General features: G+C 41.6%; 24 protein-coding genes. 9 read left to right on the top strand and 15 right to left on the bottom strand.

The annotated features are described in order from the left end of the window. Both BGL89_RS05065 and BGL89_RS05070 read right to left on the bottom strand, forming a co-directional pair. The coding region (locus tag BGL89_RS05065; protein WP_286824745.1) for a helix-turn-helix domain-containing protein at positions 1 to 296 on the bottom strand (296 nt) is incomplete at its 3' end. 109 nt (positions 297 to 405) lie between these two features. Then, complete coding sequence (locus BGL89_RS05070; RefSeq protein WP_286824746.1) at positions 406 to 3,468, bottom strand: sll1366 family intein-prone helicase; 3,063 nt, start codon at positions 3,466 to 3,468, stop codon at positions 406 to 408. A gap of 199 nt (positions 3,469 to 3,667) precedes the next feature. Between BGL89_RS05070 and BGL89_RS05075 the strand changes: the two genes are divergently transcribed. Then, positions 3,668 to 4,456 (top strand): pentapeptide repeat-containing protein, encoded by a 789-nt coding sequence (locus BGL89_RS05075; protein ID WP_286824747.1) that lies wholly within the window; start codon positions 3,668 to 3,670, stop codon positions 4,454 to 4,456. On the opposite strand, the gene BGL89_RS05080 is transcribed toward BGL89_RS05075, so the two are convergent. Both BGL89_RS05080 and BGL89_RS05085 read right to left on the bottom strand, forming a co-directional pair. Further along, entirely contained in the window at positions 4,453 to 4,824 is a 372-nt protein-coding gene (locus tag BGL89_RS05080) for an ArsR/SmtB family transcription factor (RefSeq protein ID WP_286824748.1), read from the bottom strand. The two genes, BGL89_RS05075 and BGL89_RS05080, sit on opposite strands and share 4 nt — an antisense overlap. A gap of 97 nt (positions 4,825 to 4,921) precedes the next feature. Continuing rightward, positions 4,922 to 5,086, bottom strand: coding sequence for a metallothionein (locus tag BGL89_RS05085; RefSeq protein ID WP_158200921.1), 165 nt, complete (start codon positions 5,084 to 5,086; stop codon positions 4,922 to 4,924). Positions 5,087 to 5,447: 361 nt separating this feature from the next. On the opposite strand from BGL89_RS05085, the gene BGL89_RS05090 reads away from it, so the two are divergent. Continuing rightward, the gene (locus BGL89_RS05090) at positions 5,448 to 6,092 is read left to right on the top strand and encodes a Uma2 family endonuclease (protein ID WP_286824749.1); all 645 of its coding nucleotides are present in this window, start codon (positions 5,448 to 5,450) and stop codon (positions 6,090 to 6,092) included. Between the two features lie 526 nt (positions 6,093 to 6,618). On the opposite strand, the gene BGL89_RS05095 is transcribed toward BGL89_RS05090, so the two are convergent. Beyond that, positions 6,619 to 7,191: a DUF2808 domain-containing protein gene (locus BGL89_RS05095; protein ID WP_286824750.1), complete on the bottom strand. Its 573-nt coding sequence runs from the start codon at positions 7,189 to 7,191 to the stop codon at positions 6,619 to 6,621. Positions 7,192 to 7,431: 240 nt separating this feature from the next. Between BGL89_RS05095 and recF the strand changes: the two genes are divergently transcribed. Next, the gene (gene recF / locus BGL89_RS05100; RefSeq protein WP_286824751.1) at positions 7,432 to 8,559 is read left to right on the top strand and encodes a DNA replication/repair protein RecF; all 1,128 of its coding nucleotides are present in this window, start codon (positions 7,432 to 7,434) and stop codon (positions 8,557 to 8,559) included. A 108-nt stretch (positions 8,560 to 8,667) separates the two neighbouring features. On the opposite strand, the gene BGL89_RS05105 is transcribed toward recF, so the two are convergent. The 3 genes from BGL89_RS05105 to BGL89_RS05115 all read right to left on the bottom strand — a co-directional run bounded on the left by BGL89_RS05105 (position 8,668) and on the right by BGL89_RS05115 (position 11,206). Next, positions 8,668 to 9,732, bottom strand: coding sequence for a DUF3592 domain-containing protein (locus tag BGL89_RS05105; RefSeq protein WP_286824752.1), 1,065 nt, complete (start codon positions 9,730 to 9,732; stop codon positions 8,668 to 8,670). Between the two features lie 166 nt (positions 9,733 to 9,898). After that, positions 9,899 to 10,609, bottom strand: coding sequence for a ribose-5-phosphate isomerase RpiA (gene rpiA / locus BGL89_RS05110; protein WP_286824753.1), 711 nt, complete (start codon positions 10,607 to 10,609; stop codon positions 9,899 to 9,901). Positions 10,610 to 10,681: 72 nt separating this feature from the next. Continuing rightward, the gene (locus BGL89_RS05115; RefSeq protein WP_286824754.1) at positions 10,682 to 11,206 is read right to left on the bottom strand and encodes an RNA recognition motif domain-containing protein; all 525 of its coding nucleotides are present in this window, start codon (positions 11,204 to 11,206) and stop codon (positions 10,682 to 10,684) included. A 572-nt stretch (positions 11,207 to 11,778) separates the two neighbouring features. On the opposite strand from BGL89_RS05115, the gene BGL89_RS05120 reads away from it, so the two are divergent. Further along, the gene (locus BGL89_RS05120; RefSeq protein ID WP_002739006.1) at positions 11,779 to 11,979 is read left to right on the top strand and encodes an NblA/ycf18 family protein; all 201 of its coding nucleotides are present in this window, start codon (positions 11,779 to 11,781) and stop codon (positions 11,977 to 11,979) included. Positions 11,980 to 12,112: 133 nt separating this feature from the next. Beyond that, positions 12,113 to 12,994 carry a universal stress protein gene (locus BGL89_RS05125; protein ID WP_286824755.1) on the top strand — a complete coding sequence of 294 codons (882 nt, stop codon included), beginning with the start codon at positions 12,113 to 12,115 and terminating at the stop codon, positions 12,992 to 12,994. A gap of 2 nt (positions 12,995 to 12,996) precedes the next feature. On the opposite strand, the gene BGL89_RS05130 is transcribed toward BGL89_RS05125, so the two are convergent. The 7 genes from BGL89_RS05130 to BGL89_RS05160 all read right to left on the bottom strand — a co-directional run bounded on the left by BGL89_RS05130 (position 12,997) and on the right by BGL89_RS05160 (position 16,525). Further along, entirely contained in the window at positions 12,997 to 13,755 is a 759-nt protein-coding gene (locus tag BGL89_RS05130; RefSeq protein ID WP_286824756.1) for a permease, read from the bottom strand. Next, complete coding sequence (locus BGL89_RS05135; protein WP_286824757.1) at positions 13,748 to 13,981, bottom strand: hypothetical protein; 234 nt, start codon at positions 13,979 to 13,981, stop codon at positions 13,748 to 13,750. The genes BGL89_RS05130 and BGL89_RS05135 overlap by 8 nt, the downstream gene beginning before the upstream one ends. A 26-nt stretch (positions 13,982 to 14,007) precedes the next feature. Then, positions 14,008 to 14,250 carry a thioredoxin family protein gene (locus tag BGL89_RS05140; RefSeq protein WP_286824758.1) on the bottom strand — a complete coding sequence of 81 codons (243 nt, stop codon included), beginning with the start codon at positions 14,248 to 14,250 and terminating at the stop codon, positions 14,008 to 14,010. A gap of 14 nt (positions 14,251 to 14,264) precedes the next feature. Further along, positions 14,265 to 14,660 carry an arsenate reductase, glutathione/glutaredoxin type gene (arsC, locus tag BGL89_RS05145; protein WP_286824759.1) on the bottom strand — a complete coding sequence of 132 codons (396 nt, stop codon included), beginning with the start codon at positions 14,658 to 14,660 and terminating at the stop codon, positions 14,265 to 14,267. A gap of 23 nt (positions 14,661 to 14,683) precedes the next feature. Beyond that, positions 14,684 to 15,331: an arsenical resistance protein ArsH gene (gene arsH, locus BGL89_RS05150; RefSeq protein WP_286824761.1), complete on the bottom strand. Its 648-nt coding sequence runs from the start codon at positions 15,329 to 15,331 to the stop codon at positions 14,684 to 14,686. A 19-nt stretch (positions 15,332 to 15,350) separates the two neighbouring features. Beyond that, positions 15,351 to 16,082: an MIP/aquaporin family protein gene (locus tag BGL89_RS05155; RefSeq protein WP_286824762.1), complete on the bottom strand. Its 732-nt coding sequence runs from the start codon at positions 16,080 to 16,082 to the stop codon at positions 15,351 to 15,353. Positions 16,083 to 16,186: 104 nt separating this feature from the next. Then, entirely contained in the window at positions 16,187 to 16,525 is a 339-nt protein-coding gene (locus BGL89_RS05160; protein ID WP_286824763.1) for an ArsR/SmtB family transcription factor, read from the bottom strand. Between the two features lie 174 nt (positions 16,526 to 16,699). On the opposite strand from BGL89_RS05160, the gene psb30 reads away from it, so the two are divergent. The 4 genes from psb30 (at position 16,700) to BGL89_RS05180 (ending at position 21,956) form a co-directional block, all read left to right on the top strand. Beyond that, positions 16,700 to 16,819, top strand: coding sequence for a photosystem II reaction center protein Ycf12/Psb30 (psb30, locus tag BGL89_RS05165; protein ID WP_002736367.1), 120 nt, complete (start codon positions 16,700 to 16,702; stop codon positions 16,817 to 16,819). 650 nt (positions 16,820 to 17,469) lie between these two features. Further along, positions 17,470 to 19,026, top strand: a complete 1,557-nt coding sequence (locus tag BGL89_RS05170; RefSeq protein WP_286824764.1) for a M16 family metallopeptidase — start codon at positions 17,470 to 17,472, stop codon at positions 19,024 to 19,026. 64 nt (positions 19,027 to 19,090) lie between these two features. Further along, positions 19,091 to 20,539 carry a M16 family metallopeptidase gene (locus BGL89_RS05175; protein ID WP_286824765.1) on the top strand — a complete coding sequence of 483 codons (1,449 nt, stop codon included), beginning with the start codon at positions 19,091 to 19,093 and terminating at the stop codon, positions 20,537 to 20,539. 136 nt (positions 20,540 to 20,675) lie between these two features. Beyond that, positions 20,676 to 21,956 carry an AAA family ATPase gene (locus tag BGL89_RS05180; protein ID WP_286824767.1) on the top strand — a complete coding sequence of 427 codons (1,281 nt, stop codon included), beginning with the start codon at positions 20,676 to 20,678 and terminating at the stop codon, positions 21,954 to 21,956.

Genomic DNA, 21,956 nt, shown 5'->3' on the forward strand with positions numbered 1-21,956 from the left:
TCTTCATCAACTATTTTCAATAGTAAATTAATATATTCCTCTGTGGCTTTTTTATGATTTCCATTTTTTCTCCCATCTTCTAGACTTTCTAAATTGTTAGGATCGCCGTGAACACACCAAGGGGCGACCGTTTTGAGTGAACAGCCAATAAAATCAGCTATTTCTCGTTGAGTTTTTCCGTCGTTCAGCAAGAGAAACATTAAAATTCTTTCCCTAACTTCTGCTCTTTCTTCTTCTTTAAGAGCTTTTTGTAAGTTTTTCTTTTCTTCTAAATCTAGGAAATCTTTAGCTGGCATAAGTAGAATTTTTCTCAAGTTACTATTTCTATTTTAGGTGGTTTAAGTGCGTTTTAGCTTATCAGCCCCTGTTTGAGAATGGTTCCACGGTTTATCAGGTAGTTCGCTTCTAATCGGTTTCTTCTTCATCAATAATTGCCGATCGATCTAATAATAATAAATCTCGCAGGCGATCGGTATCTAATTCTGTTAACCAATTTTCTCCAGCATCTACGGTTTGTTCCGCTAATTGTTTCTTGCTTTCGATCATCTCATTAATGCGTTCCTCTAGGGTTCCCGTACAGATGAATTTATGTACCTGAACATTGCGTTTTTGTCCGATGCGGAAAGCGCGATCGGTGGCCTGATTTTCTACGGCCGGATTCCACCAACGATCGATATGAAAAACGTGATTAGCGCGGGTTAAATTTAATCCTGTTCCCCCCGCTTTGAGGGAGAGAATAAAAATCTTTGGTCCCTGGGGATCATTTTGAAAGCGCTCGATCATTTCTACCCGATCTTTCGCTTTGGTAGAACCGGAGAGAAATAATATTTCCTCGGCTAATTTTTTCTGGAGATGGGTTTGTAGGAGTTTTCCCCACTCGGCAAATTGTGTAAAAATTAAAGCTCGATCGCCTTCTGCTATCACTTCCTCTACCATGGCTTCTAAACGTAATAATTTTCCCGATCTTTGACTGGTTTCTAAACTATTTTCTTTCAAAAAATGGGCGGGATGATTACAAATTTGTTTTAGTTGCATTAGCAAGGTTAAAATTAATCCATGTTTCTGAATTCCTTGAGTTTCTTCAATTTTCTGGAGCGTTGTCTCGACTAATTGTTGATAAAGTTGTCCCTGTTCTTTCGATAAACCACAAAAAATATTCATTTCCTGTTTTTCTGGTAAATCTTCAATAATATTTTTATCGGTTTTTAATCTCCGTAAAATAAAGGGACGGACAAGGGAACGTAAATTATGCAGGGATTCTTGATCGCCGTATTTTTCAATAGGAAGAGCAAAACGACGCTGGAAAAATGTTTGAGTTCCTAAAAAATTGGGATTGAGAAAATCCAAAATTGACCATAATTCCGTCAGGCGATTTTCTACGGGAGTTCCCGTTAAGGCAATCCGAAATCCTGCGGGTATTTTTCGCACTGCTTGGGATTGTTTAGCCGTAGAATTTTTAATATTTTGAGCTTCATCTAAAACTAAACCTTGCCATTGTACTGCTTCTAAACTGGACAGATCGCGATAGATTAAAGGATAACTGGTAATAACAACCGATTTATTTTTTACCTCTTGAGCAAAAGCTTGACCTTTTAATCTTTTTTCGCCATGATGCACAAAAACAGCCAGGGTGGGAGCGAATTTTCTTAATTCATGTTCCCAGTTATTGACCACAGAAGTGGGAGCCACCACTAACACAGGATTAACTAACATATCCTGTTCTTTTAATGCTAGTAAAAAAGCAATTAATTGCGGGGTTTTTCCTAAACCCATATCATCGGCTAAACAAGCACCTAAACCCCACTTTTCTAGGAAAGCTAACCAACTAACTCCCTTGATTTGATAGGGACGTAATTCCCCCCGAAATTCCCGCGGTGGGTTGATTAATTGAATCCCTTGATTGTTATTTAAATTATCAATTAATTCCTTTAATGCTCCCTCCGCTTGGAAATTGACTACCGGCAGTTTAGCAATTAGATTATTATCTCCTGAACTCAAGCGCAGAGCATCTTCCACCGAGAGATTAAGGGGCGCGATGGTATTATTTAAAATTGCCTGAGCTGCTTTGACATCGGTTGGTTGTAGGATTAACCATTTGCCTCCCACTTCCACCACTGGCGATTTTTTCTCTAATAACTTATCAAAATCTTTTTTCGATATTTCCTGTTCCCCTACCACTAATTTAAGCTGAAAGTTTAATAAACTGGTTAAACTTAATCTTTCTCCTTTTTTGGGGGTGACAGTGGCAGCAATCTTAATTCCTAATCTTTGTTCATTACTACCAGCAGTTAAACCCGTTGGCAAAATTACCCCTAATCCCTGCTCTTGCAATTGCCAAGCGATCGAGCGAATAAACTGATAAACTTCGATCGAATCAAGAGAACATTCCTCCGGGTGTCTCTGCTCTAAACTAATTCTAATCGGTTCGTACAATCGCGCCGCTAATCCCAATCCTTTTAAGAGAATTTCCTGAGGATTATTGACAACTCTTTGATAACTATGATAACTTTCTTTGCCCTCTAACCAAATCAACTTGGCACTAATGAGAAATTCTTGATCATCTAACGCTTGTAAATAATAGGTTAGTTTCCACACTGTTCCTAGACTGGGAGGTTGTAAGGATAAACAAACACGGTATTGATTCTCGATTAATTGGCGATTATTGCCATTAACTAAACTTTCTTGGATAGGAAACACCCAGTTATTATAAGCATTTTCTAGACGCTGTAAATTCTTGGCTTCTAAAGCAATGTCATGATGATCACCGCTTAAAGATTGTAGCCAGGGTTTCACCATCAATGAGGGGGAAATATTAACACCACTATCTATCTTTTGTCGCAAACGAGCATCGACAATATTTTTCAAGCAATCGAGAATAATTATTTGTGGTTCGCTATTTTCTTGATAGGCAAGACAAACCGGGGGGATGGTTTGGATAAACTTAGCTAAACGAGTGCGATCGATGGTACTATCTAGCAGCGGATACCAGCAACTTTCACCTTGATTTATTCCCGCTAAAAATTTCCCCCTTGCTAATAAATCTAAACTCCAACGGTGCAAATACAGCCAAAATCGTAGATCATTGCCGATAAATTCGGCCTTAGCTAGGGGTAATTTCTCCCATAACCGCACTATCATCCCCGCAGAAAAAGTTAATCCCGATACCTGCCATGGTTGCCAAGACAAGGATTTAGCCGTGGGTTCGAGAATTTGCCCCGACAGCAGCGGTAAAAAATATTTTTTCCTTGGGGGGGAATAACTAGGTAAACTGAGCTTGATTGATTCTGGAGAATAGCGGTCAAGCTGAGGAGAAAATTTCTCGATAAATTGGGATAATTGCCCTGATTCTAGACAAAAAGGATGATTTTCCTTTGTTTCACTTAATTCCTTCCCTTGCCACTGTTCACCCCAAAGAAAAAAAACACTATCTTGCGAACGAATCAGCCAATTACCGTGTAGAGTAGTCATTATAAAATAGGGAAATTCCTCTAAAAAACCTGCTGTTGAAAAGGTAACAAATCTCGTTTGTCGCTTCTTCTGACCTTAAGAGCCTCTAATCTTCTATTTTAGTGGACAAGGGCTGATTTCTCAAGCAGAATCTAGTTCAGCGATTAGCCCCGATCGAATGGGTATTATCAATAATAATAAATAGAGTTATTTTTCAACTATGTACAAATCGATCGCCCTCACCCTCGTCCTCAGTCTTCCCCTTAACTTGTCCCTAGTTGGTCAGACGGAAGATTTAAACCATCTACAGCAATTATTATCCACCCGAAAATGTCCCCAATGCGATCTGAGCGGTTCGGGGTTAGTGCAATCGAATCTAGCTGGGGCAAAATTAAATGGGGCCAATCTCGTCGGGGCCAATCTTAGTCAAGCTAATTTAAGTGGGGCGGATCTGAGTGGGGCAAATTTAACCGGCGCCTCTCTTTTTGGTGCTAATCTCACTGGAGCGAACTTAACCGGGGCAATCTTGACGGGTGCGGATTTAAGAGGCACTTATCTCAATAATGCTAACCTCGACAACACCAAACTAGACACTGCCTATGTACAGGGTGCGGTGGGAATTCCCAGTAGTGCCGGTACTCCTGAACTATTCTACGGACTAGGAATGGTGGAAGGAAAACAGGGACGCACCAGCGCCGCTATAGAAAATTTTAATAAGGCCTTGACAATTAACTCGGAATATGCTCCAGCCTATCTGGCCCGGGCCATGGCTCACTATCGTCTGGGACAAAATGCTCTAGCGGCCCAGGACGCTCAAATGGCTTCGACTCTCTTTGAACGGCAAGGTAACACCCCCGGTTACGAAGCGGCAGAGAATTTTATTAAAGGCATGGAAATCGCCCTAAAACCGCAAGAACAAGGTGGTGGCAACGCTCAATTAGACCAAATGGTGCAGGGGATTGGTTCTCTGCTCTTACAGTTTGTTTTACCCGCTTTGGGACTGTTTTAATCCTCGTCCGCTGGCTCTTCTAAATGTTCCGAGACCGCGTAATAAAGGTCAAGAACATGATGATCGGCAAGACGATAAAAGACTCTCCGTCCCTGTTTTTGGTATTTAACTAATCTTAAGGCTCTTAGGGTTCTTAACTGGTGGGATACGGCCGATTCACTCATCCCTAAATCGTCGGCTAAATCACAAACACATAATTCTCGTTTGGCTAAAAGCGATAGAATTCTTAGGCGGTTGGCATCCCCCAAAAGGCTGAAAAATTCGGCCATTTTTTGGGCTTTTTCTAGTTCTAATCCCTGCAAGTTCTGGAATTTCCCCTCTTGGTGATGGGATTCCCCGCAAACTGGTGCTATTTTCTCTATGGCCATGTTTTTTCCCGAGCGGTTTTAAGGAAAAGTTGAGAAAGGGAGGTATCGATCGAATCTTCAACCCCGATACTTGTCCCTTTCTCCCCAATAAATAAATTTAACCGCAACCACAGCCCTTGTGTCCACAGCCTTTTTCGTTAACGTGACCATCGGCACAAGCTTGGCAACAGTAGTATTGATCGTTTTTTTCGATGGCATCGGCGATCGATACTACACACAAACAGGATTCACAAGCACATTTCATGGTGGTGACAGCGATCATGGTTACTACCTCTGAACTTCTTTACTGACTTTAGTATAACATCTGAACAGATGTTCATGGATTGAATAAAGTTAAATTTTTCTAAAACTCAGACGGGAAAGTTAGGCGGTTATCTCAAGGGTGAGGTGGGAAGTTCTCCTTGATTAGTGATCAGATTGGAGTTTTCAGTTCACTGTTTACTAGACCTCTTGCATATAGCGCGTTTCACGTTACTGAGGTATCGACAAGTTTTGCCAACAAAGAGTTTAAGCCCCTTGCCCATGCCTCATTCTGATGAAAACTGCTATATATAGTCTAAGGTAGAAAAAAGTTAAATACTGACTAAACCGCCCAATCATAACAACTGAGCCGACAAATTCTGATGTTATTAGCATTAAAACAACTAACTGTTACCCCAGGCGACCGCCTGTTGTTAACTTCACTCACTTGGCAAGATTATGAAAAAATTCTTGACGAATTGGGAGATCGACGGTCAATTCGTCTATCTTATAGTCAGGGAACTTTAGAAGCAATGACTCCTCTTTTTATTCATGAAAATACCAAAGTTTTAATCGGTGATTTGGTTAAAGTTCTCCTGGATGAATTAGAGTTAGACTATGAACCCGCTGGATCGACAACCTTTAAAAATCAGCAAATGGATCAAGGAATAGAACCAGATGAGTCTTTTTATATCGAAAATTGTGCTGCTGTCAGGGGAAAAAAGCGACTTGATCTGGCTATTGATCCCCCTCCCGATTTAGCAATTGAGATTGATATTACTAAGCGAACCCGATTTAATAATTATGAGCGATTGGGTGTTCCTGAATTGTGGCGATATAATGGAGAGAGACTGGAAATCAATGTTTTGCAAGGATCAGAATATGTTGAAGCTTGCCAAAGCCGACTATTTCCTCAATTTAATCTAATAGAAAAAATTCCAGAAACGCTACAAAATAGTCAAAAAATAGGTAGTGCAATGGCATTAAAACAATTCCGAATTTGGGTCAAGCAAAAGCTTAATGCCTGACTTTAAATGGACAACGAATTCAGGGAACTTTTGCAGATGATAAGTTAGGGGTTACAGTTTTTGATTTAAGGCTGCACCTATTCCTATTGATCAGTGATCAGTTAAGTAGTCGGACATAAATTCTGTTGTCTATCTTAAGAAATGTAAATTGGGCTCTTCGGGACTTGGTATGGTTCGATAGGGGGGCATAAATCGACTCAATCCTTATCTGGCAAGAGATTTAATTGATTAGTTCGATCCAGAATGTCTGTCTCTATAAAGGTTTCATTCCTTATAACCCCGTCCATTGCATAAGACAAACCGAAGAACCGTAAATTGCCGCAATTCTTACTGACTCCTGACTCCTGACTCCTGACTCCTTACCCCACAGTTAACTTTACTTTTGTCCAACTACTTATCAGTGGGTAAGTTAACAGTTATCAGATGTGAGTTTTTAAGTGTGCAGTATTAAATAGAAGTTTCCTACTGTCTTTTTACTGTTTACTGTTTACTGTTCACTGATTACTGTTTTTAGACGCGGAACAGCCTACCAGCGATCGCCAGCCTCATAAATTGCTAAACGTCCGACACCTATATCTAATCCAGGGGAATTCTCCCCGGGGGGATAAGCAGTAATTCCAAACTGATAGACACCACCATAATCGGGATTTCGTACTGGTTTCAGACCGATAGAAACGGTATTACCGGGGGGGACAGGAGGATCAAAAATGACCGTGATCGTCTGAGTATTGGGGTCAAAAGTAGTGGATTTTAGGGTTAATTTTTCGCCGCGCTGATTGCGATCGCCAAGAAAAGCAAAGGTTTGATCAACAAGAAAAGCAATAGTTTGAATATTAGGCTGCTGTTGTAGGGTTACTTTGCCCAAGGGCGCCCCGAGGGACGGCGGCAGAGCGATGGTAAGATAGTATTTTGCTCCCCAAGCACGCACGGATTGGAAAGTAGCGGAGAAATTAACCAGAGTGGGAGAACTCTCAAAAAATACTCTGCCATCGGGAAATTGTCCTGCGAGGGAAACAGAAGCATCAAAAGCGAGTATAGCAATCAAAGCGAGTTTAGATAGACTTTCAGTCTGTTTTAAAGGCAAAAAAGGAATTTTCAAGGTAAAAGCTACTATAAAATATTGATTGTCAAGGGGAATTATAGCAAATTCACTTAACCCTCAACCGCTGCCATTATCAGTGATCAGTGATCAGTAATCAGTGATCAGTAATCAGTAGTCAGGAGACAGGAGACAGGAGATTATTTTTATTTATACTTCCCACACCCTACACCCCACACCCTACACCCCACACCCTACTTCCCACTTCCTCAACCCCCAACACTTAACCCCCAACTTGCAATGTATCTAGAACACCTGCACCTTCACAGTTTTAGAAATTATGCCGAACAGTTGCTAAAATTCGAGTCCAAAAAAACAATATTATTGGGCAATAATGCTCAGGGAAAATCCAATTTACTAGAAGCGATCGAACTTTTGTCCACTCTCAAGAGCCATCGAGTCAGCAAGGATCGGGATTTGGTGCTAGAATCGGAATCAGAGGCGAGAATTTTTGCTAGGGTTAATCGTCTTTATGGAGCATCAGAATTAAGTTTAATTCTCCGTTCTTCCGGTCGTCGCACCGTGATCCGCGACCGTCAACCCCTGCGCCGTCATCTCGATTTTTTGGGGGTGATTAATGCGGTACAATTTTCTAGTCTCGATCTGGATTTAGTGCGCGGTGGTCCGGAAGCTCGCCGAGATTGGTTAGATACTTTATTAATTCAATTAGAACCCCTATACGTTCATATTTTACAGCAATATAATCAGGTTTTACGACAAAGAAATGCCCTCTTAAAAGAGATTCGCAAACAGGAATTAGAGGGAAAAGTTGATGAGGATTTATCCCAACTAAAACTCTGGGATTTACAACTAGCAGAAACTGGTTCAAGAGTAACGAGAAGAAGGGCGCGAGTCCTGCAAAGATTAATTCCTTTAGCCCAAAAATGGCACGAAAGTATTAGCGGAAAAACCGAATTTTTAGAATTACAATATATTCCTAATGTGCCTTGGGTAGAAGATGATGTCAATGGGGTACAAAGGGCTTTTTTAGATAAGATTGAAACCCGTCGTTTGGCAGAGAAACAGCTAGGGACATCGGTAGTCGGTCCGCACCGGGATGAAGTGGATTTTTTAATTAACCAAAACCCCGCTAAATCCTACGGTTCCCAAGGACAACAAAGAACCTTAGTTTTAGCCTTGAAATTAGCGGAATTACAGTTATTAGAGCAGATTATCGGGGAACCTCCCCTACTACTCCTCGATGATGTTTTAGCGGAATTAGATATCGATCGACAAAATCAATTATTAGATGCGATCGAAGACCGTTTTCAAACCTTAATTACCACCACTCATCTCAGTTCGTTTGAGTCCCGTTGGTTGCAATCTTCCCAGATATTTTCTGTCAAAAAGGGACAGATTTTTTATTAGCCTATAGCCACCAGCCTTCAGCCATATTCAGTTATCAGTTATCAGGTTTTTCTCCCTATCTCTTCACTCTCTAGTCACCTCAGCAGTTTAACTATAAACTAAAGCTACTCATTCAGTAAATAGCTGCGATATCTCGGTAGTTTGCTCTAGAAAATTTCTCATATCTTCTGGTTTAATTGTTTGGTTTAATTTATAAATTACTAACCATTCACCACTAGCTTCCAAGTACCAACCATGGTTCTGCCCAAAAAATTGTAAGGTGTCAAAGTTCCAGATTTCTCGGATAGCAGATTCTGGCTGTCCTTGCAAGCAGTAAAATTTAGAAAAATCGGGGTGAGATTCAAAATCAATATCTTGTGATCCAAATAATTCTCCGATTTTATCGAATACATTTTCAGGTCGGAGTGTAAATTCTTGTAAGTTCTTACTGGGTGTATGGAAAACTGCTACCGTTTGAGCGTAGGTATGAGAATTGTCTCCAGAACCAGTCGTAAAATTATAGTCAAATAGAATAGTTTCCCTATCTTCTCCGTACTTGCTGAGGATATTTCTAAGATGGGGATAATTATGCCGACATAAAGGAAATCGACAGAAATCCTGCTTGGATAAATTTACATCTTCCTCCTGAAAAGTCATTGCTAAATTGGCGGCGACTTGTTGAAGTGCTTGTGTGCGTCTTTGTTGTAATTTCGGCGCAATAAAAACATCAGATAGAGTAATAATGCTCCCCATAAAAAACATTACACCTCCCACCAAGATCATACAAGAACCCCAAGAAACCCCCGGATCGAGGACGGATTTATCGGGATAGTTAGGGTGAAAATATACCTTTATCTTCTGTCCTTTCTCGTAGCGTCGGACAATCGAGCGAGCGTGTTCTGGATCACTACTCCCGAACTCTCCGAAAGACACTTGATCTGATAAGTAAGACTTTCCACCAATGGTATATTGGTATTGGATATTAGCATGATAGGAAATAGTAGAATCTTCTCCACTGCTACTCTTTGTCTCTGATGAAATGATCACTCCAGTTGTGGTTGGCCAATTTAGGCTATCTTGGCCATTTTTCAATTCTTCATATCCCTGTTTAATCATAGGGATACTAAGTGTCGCAAAGACTAAACCGAATAAGATGGCCAATAGTTTGGCTAGAATGGGATTAGATGTAGTCATCCTGATATCAACTCCCTTCCCCAGCTTGAGGGAATTCTGATTGACCCGATTCTCACTAACGATGTGTCCAGTAAAACCTAGCTTATTTTGCTCTTTGTCTGTATATACCCATAATAACAAAACAGGCCTGCGGCCTGTTTCACTGTTAGATTAAGAATAGTTAAGCCTACCTAATCTCGCGGACTACCGGCTTACCGTCGATAATTTCACCGACGAGAATCAGATCAGCAACCCCGACAAATAAACCATTTTCTAAAACCCCCGGCATATTATTAATAGTTCTTTCCAAATCAGCCGGATCATCGATACTATCAAATTTAACATCGATAACTAAATTGCCTTGATCTGTCACCACGGGGCCAGCTTTTTTCACTCCCATGCGCAGGGAAGGTTTACCACCGAGTGCCTCCAATTTTCGCATCACCGGAGTCATGGCCATGGGTAACACTTCCACCGGCAAAAGAAAAGTCGATCCCAACTTATCCACCAGCTTATTGCCATCCACTACCACGACGAAAATATCGGCGAGACTATCGACAATTTTCTCCTGAGTATGGGCAGCACCGCCGCCTTTAATCAGATTTTTCTGGGGATCCACCTCATCGGCCCCATCGATAGCGATATCCATCTTTTCGATGACATCGAGGGTAGTGAGGGGAATTCCGTACTTCCTAGCCAAAACTTGCGCTTGAAAAGAAGTAGGAACCCCGACAATATTGCTGATTTCCCCGCTTTGCAGTCTAGCGCCCAGATATTCGATCGCGTAGGCCGTCGTTGAACCAGTTCCCAATCCCACGACCGAATTAGATTGAACTAGATTAGCGGCCGCTTTACCGACCTCCTGTTTCATGAGAATGACCGGATCGATTGCTGTCATGATGCACATTCCTAAAAGCGATATTTTGAACCTCTTAGTTATCGGCTATCCGTTGCCCTCTTGTCAATGGAATTAGGGATTAGTGGCCTGAGCTGCTAACATTTCCTTGAGTTTAGCCAATTCATTGGCCCAACGGGGATCTGGCTGTAAAGCGTCACCATCGCCGGTAACTTTCGGGGTACTACTGCCACCCCGTTCAGCCTTGCGTTTTTTGCCGCTGCCGCCGCCACTGGATTTGCGCGGTGCTGCCGTCGTCGGTTTCGGAGTCGGTCTTTCGACTTTTTCCGGGGTTTCTACGCTTGCCTCTGTGCCTTCTGCTTCTTCCCCTTCTTCTTTACCTCCCTTGCTGCGGGGGAGAGCTTTCTCGATTTTGATCGGGTTTTCCATGAAGGATTGACCGTTGTATTTTTCGATAAACTGGTCAGCTAGTTCATCGCTAGGGACGGTAACGAAGGCAAAACCGCGACATTTGCCAGTTTTGCGATCTTTGATGACTTTAGTGGTAATCGTATCCCCTTCATCGGCAAAAAGCGCCTGTAATTTTTCGCGCTCGACGGATTCTTTGGGCAAATTACCAACGTATAGACGAACGGACATGATGGATTCCTCCAAGTATAGGTTGATGTAAAAACTTGTGCGACATTCCGTGCCTGTATGCTGATTTTTTTAAGGCAAACAGAGCTAAGGAGGATGTTTCCCAGCGATAAGCTTGTAGTTTCTGCACGATAGCGGCTGTGGCCGTCAATTTCGACTATCCTTAACGATTTCAACGAGAGGTACGGAATCTAGGGGTTACGTTTTTTAGCTGTTAACAGGGCTAATCATTCAACTTACCCGATTTATGTCGCTCTATTCGATTATTACAGAATGTTTACACAATTTGTCAAATATTTTCTCTCGCTCCGGGCTGCCATGGAAAAAATAAGTATAACTACTTAAGTATTTGTTCACAGTAAGCAAAATTTTATTAAAACTCTTGCTAAATGTATCATTATATGCTTCTTTCCTTTTGGCGGCAGGGTATCCTAGCTAACGGGAGGGAAAAAGCAAAACCCTCTCTACAGATACATTGACACTTTGTCAAGTATTTGTTACATTAGTTAAAAAAGGTGCTACCAATCACCGATCTCGCTTGTTATCAACCACTGCCTTCATCAAGGAGGAACACCATGTCTCAACCGATCGAACTTTCCTTAGAACAACAGTTCAACATTCGTTCTTTTCAGACTCAGGTAGAAAAAATGAGTCAGGAGCAAGCGCAGGATTTCCTGATCAAGCTCTACGAACAAATGATGGTCAGAGAAAATATGTACAAAGCTTTTCTCAAACACCAGTGGGGTCTAGATTCTAATCCCTGGGCTCCCCAATAACTCATTTCACCCCTGCGGGCGACCTCTTTCTCCGGCTGGGTTTCTCCGGAAACGAGCTAGGGATGCGGGGCGCATTTCTTCACCTTTTTAGCTATTCTTAGGGAAGAATAACCGAATTGCAAGGGGTTAATTTATGTTCGAGCGCGCTTTGATCTGTACAGATCTTTTCGATGGTCTCCATCGTCTTGTCCATTGTGTGCCACACTTAGCCCTAAGCGGCTTAAAACAAGTTATCTTCCTCCACAGTATTCCGGTTTGGGAACAACCCACCCTCGCTGCCGTAGATCAAGCGAAAATTGATGCGGCCAAAGAAAAATTAGCCCCAGCTTTAGCAAATATTCCCGACGGTATGACAGTTATTGTCGAAATCTCTAACCGTCGTCCCGTGGATGCCGTGCGGGAAGTCCTCGCTAATCACTCTATTGACGTGATTTTGATGGGAAATCCCATGCGCGGTGCTGTCCAAGAAAAATTATTCGGTAGTACCAGTTTAGCGATCGCAGGTATTACCGATATTCCGCTGCTGATTTTCCGACCGCAATTATTATCAGTTTATACTCGCGATGAATTGGCCCTGCGCTGTCAACATCTCTGGGAACATTTATTAATTCCCTACGATGGCAGTTCCGACGCGATTTATCTAATTGAACAGATAGAAAAATACGCTCAAACTCGATCCCCCGGCTCTTTTGAGCAATGTCTTCTCCTCCGGGTAGTGGAAAATATCAGTCGCGATCCCGGTGTCACCGAATGTCGCTTAAATGATGCCCGTCAGCAATTAGAATCGGTGCAAGTGCGACTAGAAAAACTCGGTTTGCAACTACAGAGCGAAGTGCGACAAGGAACACCTGTATTAGAAGTTTTGACGGCAGCAGAAGAAAATGATATCAGTGCGATCGCTGTAGCCACTTCCCATCGTTCTAATATGTTGGAATGGTTAGCAGTGCGTCGGATTAATGAAGATATTCTTCATCAACTGTGGTTCCCCTTATTATTTTTCTCACCGAAGGGATAGGCTCAAATTCCTAACAGGTTAAACAAATAACCCACCCCGATAATACCGACGGTGACAAGGGAGATAAACACTGTTAAGGGGGGGATTTTTAACACCTTTCTCAAGATAATCATTTCCGGTAAAGATAGGGCGGTAACAGCCATAGTAAAAGCTAGGACTGTACCCAGGGGAATGCCCTTACTAACCAGTGCTTCCGTTATGGGTAAAACTCCCGCAATATTAGCGTATAATGGCACTCCCATCACCACTGCTAAAGGCACAGCAAAGGGATTGTTTTTTCCTGCCCAATTAGCGATAAAATCGGCGGGAACATAACCATGAATTACCGCACCCACAGCAATACCAATCACCACATATAACCACACGGATTTAAAGATTTCTACTGCTTGATATTGTCCCTGTTGAAAACGTTGTTTCCAAGTCAGAGCTAGTTCCTCGTCTTCCTCTTGAGGTTGATAACTTTTTTGTAATTCCCAGACAAAAGGTTCCACCCATTTTTCTAGTTTTAATTGACCGATAATATAACCGGAAATAATCGCTAAAATTAAGCCAAAGCCAATATACAATAAAGTCACCCTTAAACCGAATAAACCCCAAAGTAAAATTACCGCCACTTCGTTAACCATCGGGGCAGAAATTAGATAGGAAAAGGTTACTCCCAAAGGGACACCCGCTTCTAGGAAACCAATAAATAACGGTACAGCAGAACAGGAACAAAAGGGGGTAATAACACCAATACAACCCGCCAAAATATTACCCATAAAAGCCGAATTTTCCTGCCAAGAAATTACGGACTTTACCCGGATCGAGAAAGCTTTGCAAAGTTCCCACAAAAAAGCTAATTGTTAACAATAATGTCAGAACTTTTGGTACATCGTAGAAGAAGAAACGTAGCGACGAACCGAGGGAATAATCAAGGGATAAACCAAAGATTCTCGTTACTAATTGCGTCGCTAACCAATCAAAGGGATAGAAGGGGTCAAACATAATTATATTACCCCGAAAAAAGAGAATTATTGCGGTAATAAAGATTGAATTTGTTCGGGGGATAAAACCCGACCTTTACTAACCACTTTACCATTAATTACTAAAGCGGGGGTGGACATTACACCCCGTTTAGCAATTTCGATCGGATCGGTAATATGGGATACTTGAGCAGTGATAACTTGAGCGGTGACAGCCGATTTAGCATTAGCTTCTAACTGCTGACATTTTTTACAACCTGTCCCCAAAATTTCCAGATTGATAGTATTCATACCTGTCAAACTCCTTAACTTAATTGCTCGATTAATCCGACAACTTTAGCCTTAATTTCATCGCGAACTCGGCGAAAAGTTTCCATGGGTTGACCATCGGGATCATCAATTAACCAATCCTCGAAAATTTCCTGTAAAACCCATCCTTCCGGCAGATTGACACCGCAACCACATAGGGATATAACGGCATCGTAATCTTCGGGATTAAAATCCCTAATTGGTTTAGAAGTTTGGTCAGTAATATCGATACCAATTTCCTGCATAACTTCGATTGCTCCGGGGTGAACTTTGGCCGCTTCTAATCCAGAACTGGTGACGGCAATTTTACCCGCGCCCAAAGTTTTAGCGAAACCTTCGGCGATTTGGGAACGACAGGAATTTTTTCTACAGGCAAACATAACTTTTTTCATGATTTTAACTCCTAGAAATTGATTTAATTAATAGCTTTATGGGCAATTATGGACATTTCTTGGGCAGCTTTTTCCTTCCTTTCACTATAGCGATCATTCAGATAATCTACCTGATCTCGCAGGAGAATGGTAAACTTATAAAGTTCCTCCATCACATCAATAACTCGATCTCGATAGGGGGAATCTTTCATCGTGCCATCCTCATGAAACTCCTGATAAGCTTTAGCCACAGAAGATTGATTAGGAATAGTAAACATTCGCATCCAACGACCAAGAATTCGCAGAGTGTTAACCGCGTTAAAAGATTGGGAACCTCCGCTTACTTGCATGACTGCTAAAGTGCGGCCTTGGGTAGGTCTAACCGCACCAATACTTAAGGGAATCCAATCAATTTGGTTTTTGATAATGCCGCTAATATTACCGTGAAGTTCGGGAGATGACCAGACTTGACCCTCAGACCATTGACTTAATTCTCGCAATTCCTGTACTTTGGCATGAGTATCGGGAACACTGCCATAAATCGGCAACTCACGGGGATCAAAAAAGCGCACTTCTGCCCCCAATTCAGTGATAATTCTGGCAGCTTCTTCTGCTAATAAACGACTGTAGGAACGTTGCCGCAAAGAGCCATACAGAAAAAGAATTCTTGGTTTGTGAGTCGATTGGATCATGATTACCAACAAGCAGAATTTATTTTAAGTCTCGGAAACCATCGGATAGTAGGCCGTAAATAATTACAGCTAATTGAGCGCCTAAAATCGGTGCTATCCAGTAAACCCAATGGTGTTGCCAAATTCCTGCCACGAAAGCAGGCCCCAGAGAACGCGCTGGATTCATACTGGCACCGGTAATCGGCCCCATAAAAGTTCCTTCTAGGGCTACGGTTAAACCGATAGCAATCCCCGCAAAACCAATAGGGGCGCGACGGTCTAAACCAGAGCCTAAAATTACCAGCATGAGAATAAAGGTGATAATGGTTTCAATACAGAAAGCTTGTCCCCAATTTCCCTGTAAAGGCAGAGTTGCGCCCAAATTTCCCACTCGACCCAGACAAAGCACAAGGGTAGCAGAGGCGAGAATCGCACCGAGACACTGGGCGATAATATAGGGAATTACCCAAGATTTTGGAAAAAAGCCACTTGTCCAAAAGGCCAGGGTCACGGCGGGGTTAAAATGAGCCTTACTGATATGACCAAGGGCATAAATCAGGGCTGCTACCATGGCACCGAAAACCATATTGACCCCGAGATGGGTAATTGTACCACCGCTGATTTGATTGACCATTACCGCCCCTGTTCCCGCGAAAATGAGGATAAAAGTCCCCAAACATTCCGCTAGACATTCCCGCACACCTGACCGTTTTAAGAGACGAAAAGATGAGCGAGTTTGACTCAAAAGCTCGATCAAGAAGGGTTTCGGCATAACAGACAATCGATCGAATAACCCGATAATATATCAATAAAAGTTGATATGTCAAGTTTAAAAGCCATTTGTAAAGATTTAATATTTCTAAAAATCTTGATTGGTTACTGATTTTCCCCGCAGGTACGAGCGGGGACGAGGGCTGCAAAACGACGATATTCGGATAGATATTCTTCTAGGAGAAGAAATTGAGATGGATTTAGGCTGTAGTAGATCCAACGACCTTCTTGACGACTGCGGACTAAATTGGCTTCTTTTAGGGTTTTTAGGTGAAAAGATAATTTAGATTGGGCGATATCGAGATGGTCGCACAATTCACAAACGCATAATTCCTGATGTCGCAAAAGTTGCAGAATTTGCAGTCGCAGGGGATCCGAGAGTGCCTGAAAACCAGTATAAATCTGGGTTAACGAGTTGGGAGATGTGGCCAGAGAGTTGAACATTGAGATTGCCCCTAGTGGGAAGAAAATAGGAAAGCGGGAAAATTCAGAATTGCAACAAAACTTTATGTATTTTTGTATCGAATCAGGAAAACCAGCGAATCATCCCCTGTATTATAGACAATGGTTTTGACCAGATTAGCCCTTAAAATCATTGTAGACAGGTTAGGAGACATCATGGAATTATTTGCGGCTCTCAATTTAGAACCTATTTTTCAACTCACCTTCGTGGCGCTAATCATGTTAGCTGGCCCCTTTGTCATTTTCCTACTAGCTTTTCGTGGGGGCGACCTATAAAAACCGCCTCCCACCCATTGTTATTCGTGCTTTTTTGACTTCTCTCCTCTCTAGGGAGAGATTTTTTGTCTAAAAGTCGGGAGTCATCAGTCATCAGTTATCAGTCATCAGTTATCAGATGTGACGCGATGTGCAACTAAAAACGACAGAATCAGGGTAGGGTTCCAGAGGATACTTTATCTCTGCTGATTTCTGAAAGCCTTGTAAATCAAGACTAAAAATATAGTTGCACACGGGGTGATGTGAGTTTTCAGTTCACTGATTACTGATTACTGGGCGTTGTCAGATCAGAATATGAAAGATGCAATGCAATCCTTGTTATCAAAGTAATTTCAGTTCCGGTGCTGATTCGGATCATCTTTCAATCAACGCCGATTACTGTTTACCGAAAAGCCCCCATTGCCACTTCCCCCCGCAACGGCTCGACTGAGCATCGCCGAACGTCGCGCACGAAGTGGTCTCCCCACTTCCCCACTTCCCCACTTCCCCACTTCCCCACTTCCCCACTTCCCCACTTCCCCACTGATAACTGATTACTGTTTACTGATCACTGAAAAAAGCATCCCATTTCCCCCTCTCCTAAGAATCGACTGCTAAGATCGAACATAGCGATCGATCTCTCGCTCCCACGATATCTGATAAAACTATCCATGGTCATTAAAAATAACCCCTATTATCGGGCTTTCATCGGCTTTTGGCTCGCTTTCCTTGTGTTTTGGGGTTTTGGGAGTTTCTCACCCCTTCTTGCCCAAGCGAAAGAGCAATCAGCCGATGTGCAATCGATTACCCCCTACCTTAAGCAATTTCAACAAAAAATTACCGAATTTCGCCTCGATAACGGAATAAAATTCATTATCCTCGAAAATCGCGATGCCCCGGTTATTTCCTTTGTCACCTATGCGGACGTGGGAGGTGCCGATGAACCGGACGGTAAAACAGGAGTTGCTCACTTTTTGGAACATTTAGCCTTTAAAGGCACAAAAACCATCGGTACTACCGATTATCTTAGCGAGAAAAAAGTCCTCGATCGCCTTGAAGCTATAGACAAAGAACTGCAAGCGGCCAAAAAAGCGGGTAAAAGCGCAGAAGTGGCTAAATTAACCGCAGAATTTCAACAAGCGAGGGCAGAGTCCGAGCAATTCGTCCAACGCAACGAATACGGGCAAATCGTCGAAACTCAGGGGGGAGTCGGTTTAAATGCCACCACTTCCAGCGATGCAACCAGCTATTTTTACAGCTTCCCGTCGAATAAATTGGAATTGTGGATGTCTTTGGAATCGGAACGATTTTTAGAACCAGTGTTCCAACGGGAATTTTACAAAGAAAAAGACGTAATTCTGGAAGAAAGACGGATGCGGACGGATAATAGCCCCTTGGGTTTATTAATCGAAGCTTTTCTCGATCAAGCTTATACTGTCCATCCCTACAAACGTCCCGTTATCGGCTACGATCGAGATATTCGCAATCTGGAACCCTCAGATATCCAAAACTTTTTCGATAAATTTTATGCTGCCAGTAATTTAACCATAGCTATCGCCGGGGATGTGGACCCAGAACAGGTCAAACAGTTAGCTAAGGTTTATTTTGGTCGTTTTCCCGCTAAACCAAAACCCCCACAGGTGACAGTAGTGGAACCGGACCAAACCAAAACAAAGGAAATTACCCTAAAATTAGCCTCGCAGCCTTGGTATTTAGAAGGATACCATCGTCCCGCCCTCAATCATCCCGATCATGCGGTTTACGAGGTTATCGCCACTTTAATGAGTGAAGGAAGAACTTCGCGACTGTATAAAGCTTTAGTGGAGGACAAACAACTTGCCCTCGCTGCCCAGGGATTTAACGGCTTTCCGGGAGATAAATACCCGAATTTGCTCTTATTCTATGCTCTTACCGCTCCTAATGCCAGTGTGGAGGAAGTAGCGCAGGGTTTGAATTTAGAATTGGAAAGATTGAAAAATGAACCGGTTTCGGAACAGGAATTAGAACGGGTTAAAAATCAACTACGGGCAGCCCTATTAAGAGGTCTTGATTCTAACATGGGCATGGCGCGATCCTTGATTGAATACGAGGTAAAAACCGGCGATTGGCGTAATTTATTCGCCCAATTAGATGCTTATAATGCTGTCACCGCAGCCGATATTCAACGGGTGGCTAAAGAGACTTTTACCCCCGAAAATCGCACTATTGGCCGAATTTTACCAAAGTAAACAGCGGCAAAGTTTGCTTTTTGCTCCCTCTTATCTATTTCTTCCGATAATTTTGACTCAAATCATGAAAAAACGCTTCCAATGGCTAGGTTTAATAGTTATCACCCTGATAGGTGTCCTAGCTTTTCGTTCCCCGGCAATTGCCCAAACTCCGCGACATTTTACCGATTTAACTTTTCCTCCCCTTCCTGAAGTGACAGTTCCCCAATACGAGCGCTATCAACTAGATAATGGTATGGTGGTTTATTTAATGGAGGATCGGAGCTTACCGTTAGTGAGTGGTACGGCGATGATTCGCACAGGAGGAAGATTAGAATCCGGGGAAAAAGTCGGATTAGCTGATATTACTGGAACCGTGCTGCGTAGTGGTGGCACGGAAAAACATCCTTCTAATGTCTTAAATCAATTATTAGAACAAAGAGCAGCCCTAGTAGAAACCTCGATCGATCTTAACGCTGGAACTGCTAGTTTTAGCGCTCTTAGTGAAGATTTAGAAACAGTTTTTAATCTCTTTGCCGAGGTTTTGCGTTCCCCAGCTTTTGAAAATCAGAGGGTAGAATTAGCCAAAGTTCAGGAAAAAGGGGCGATTGCCCGACGTAATGATGATCCCGATGATATTGCTAGTCGGGAGTTCCGCAAGCTAGTCTATGGTGATAATAGCCCCTACGCTCGTACTGTAGAATATAGCACTTTAGCTAATATTGACCGTCAGGATTTAATCGATTTTTATCGTACCTATGTCCGTCCCGACCAAATAATTTTAGGAATTGTCGGTGATTTTGATTCTCAGTCGATGAAAGCATTAATCAATAAAACTTTTGGCGATTGGAAAAATCCCGCAACTGCCACTAAAATTGTCACCCCTTCGGCAACCCAAAAAAATCTTCAAGGTGTCTTTGTCGTCAATCAACCCCAATTAACCCAGAGTAGCGTTTTATTAGGTCATCTTGGGGGTCGTTTGGATAGTCCCGACTATCCCGCTTTAACGGTATTAAATGAGATTTTAAGCGGTTTTGGTGGTCGTTTATTTAATGAAGTACGTTCCCGTCAAGGATTAGCTTATTCTGTCTATGGTATCTGGAATAGTCGTTATGATTATCCCGGTTTATTTATTGCCGGAGGTCAAACTCGCACCGATGCCACCGTACCTTTTATTAAGGCAATTTTAGGCGAAATCGAGCGCCTTCGCAATCAACCCGTTACTGCAAAAGAATTAGAAGATGCTAAAAATGCTATTCTCAATTCTTTTGTTTTTAAGTTTGAGAAACCTGCTCAAAATTTATCGCGATTGATGACGTATGAATACTATGGTTATCCCCAAGATTTTATCTTCCGTTATCAACAAGCGGTAAAAGGTGTGACAATTGCTGATATTCAACGAGTGGCACAACAATATCTACAACCGAATCAAATTGTGACTCTAGTAGTGGGTAATGAACAGGAAATTCAACCTCCCTTATCCAGTTTGGGAACTACGGTTAAAACTGTTGATGTCACCATCACACAACTATAAATAAATGTAGAGATGTCGGGTGTGTTATATGACGCTAACACACCTGAGAAAATTTTTCTTGTAAATGTTGACAAATTGCGTATCATAAAAGCATAGTCTTCATCAATTCCCCAGAGACTTTTAGGGTCAGTATGCAATGCTCATCGAATTTAGTGTCGGTAATTATCGGTCTTTTAAGGATGTAGTCACTCTCAGTATGGTGGCTGCAGATGAAGCAACAGGTAATGATGAGCTTGATAAAAATAATGTTTTTAAGGTTAATCAGAATTTTAGTTTATTAAAAAGTGCTGCTATTTATGGAGCAAATGCTAGTGGTAAGAGTAATTTGATTCTGGCCTTATATTTTATGCAAAGTTTTGTAATTAATTCCTCGAAGTTACAAATTACAGATAAGATAAATTTAGAAAAATTTCGATTAAGTTCTGAAACTGAAGATAAACCTTCTTTTTTTAAGATAGTTTTTCATCTAGATAATAAGATCTATGAATATAGCTTTGAAGTCACCCAAGAGCGAGTAATTTCTGAGGGGTTATCTTGCACTCCCAAAACTCGCAAAACCAATATATTTAGCCGAGAAAAAGATATAATTAAATATAGTAAAAGTCTGTTGAAGGGCAAAGATGTCAAAGATTTAACCAAAAAAAATACTTTATTTCTATCGATTGCCGCTCAGTTTAATGACCCGTTAGCAGGAAAGATTTTACTTTGGTTTAGTAGATTAAAAATTATATCGGGTTCGCAATTTGAAAATTTAAGACAGCTATCTCTTGACTATCTTTCTAGAGAGCCAAATCTTAAAAATGAAATCGTTTTCTTAATTAAAAAATTAGATTTGAGTATCAAGGATATGAGTGTAGAAGTGGGACGGACATCCCTAGATAATTTTCATAAAGATATTCCTGATCGAGTTAAAAACAAAGAATTTCGCCTTGATAATTATATCTATAACTCCATTGAAACCTATCACGAAAAGTATGATTTAGAAGGAAGGATAATAGGTTTAGAAAGCTTTCAAATGAATAAACATGAGTCTCGCGGTACTCAAAAAATATTTGCTTTGTTAGCACCAGTTTTATCTGCTTTAAAAAAAAGTGAGGTATTAATAATTGATGAACTTGATTCTCTACTACATCCCTTAATGGCAATAGCAATTATTGGATTATTTAACTCTAAGATAACTAACCCTAAAAATGCTCAACTTATTTTTGCCACTCATGATGTTAATTTACTTAGTAATCAACTTTTTAGGAGAGATCAAATCTGGTTTACCGAAAAAAATCGCCAAGAAGCAACGGATTTATATTCTCTGGTCGAATTTGATATTGATAATAATGCTTCCTTTGAACAAGATTATATTCAAGGTCGCTATGGTGCAATACCTTTTATTGGTGATTTAAGCAAAGTTATCGGTGATTAG

It is taken from the genome of Microcystis sp. LSC13-02 (genome assembly GCA_002282935.1).
GTDB lineage: Bacteria > Cyanobacteriota > Cyanobacteriia > Cyanobacteriales > Microcystaceae > Microcystis.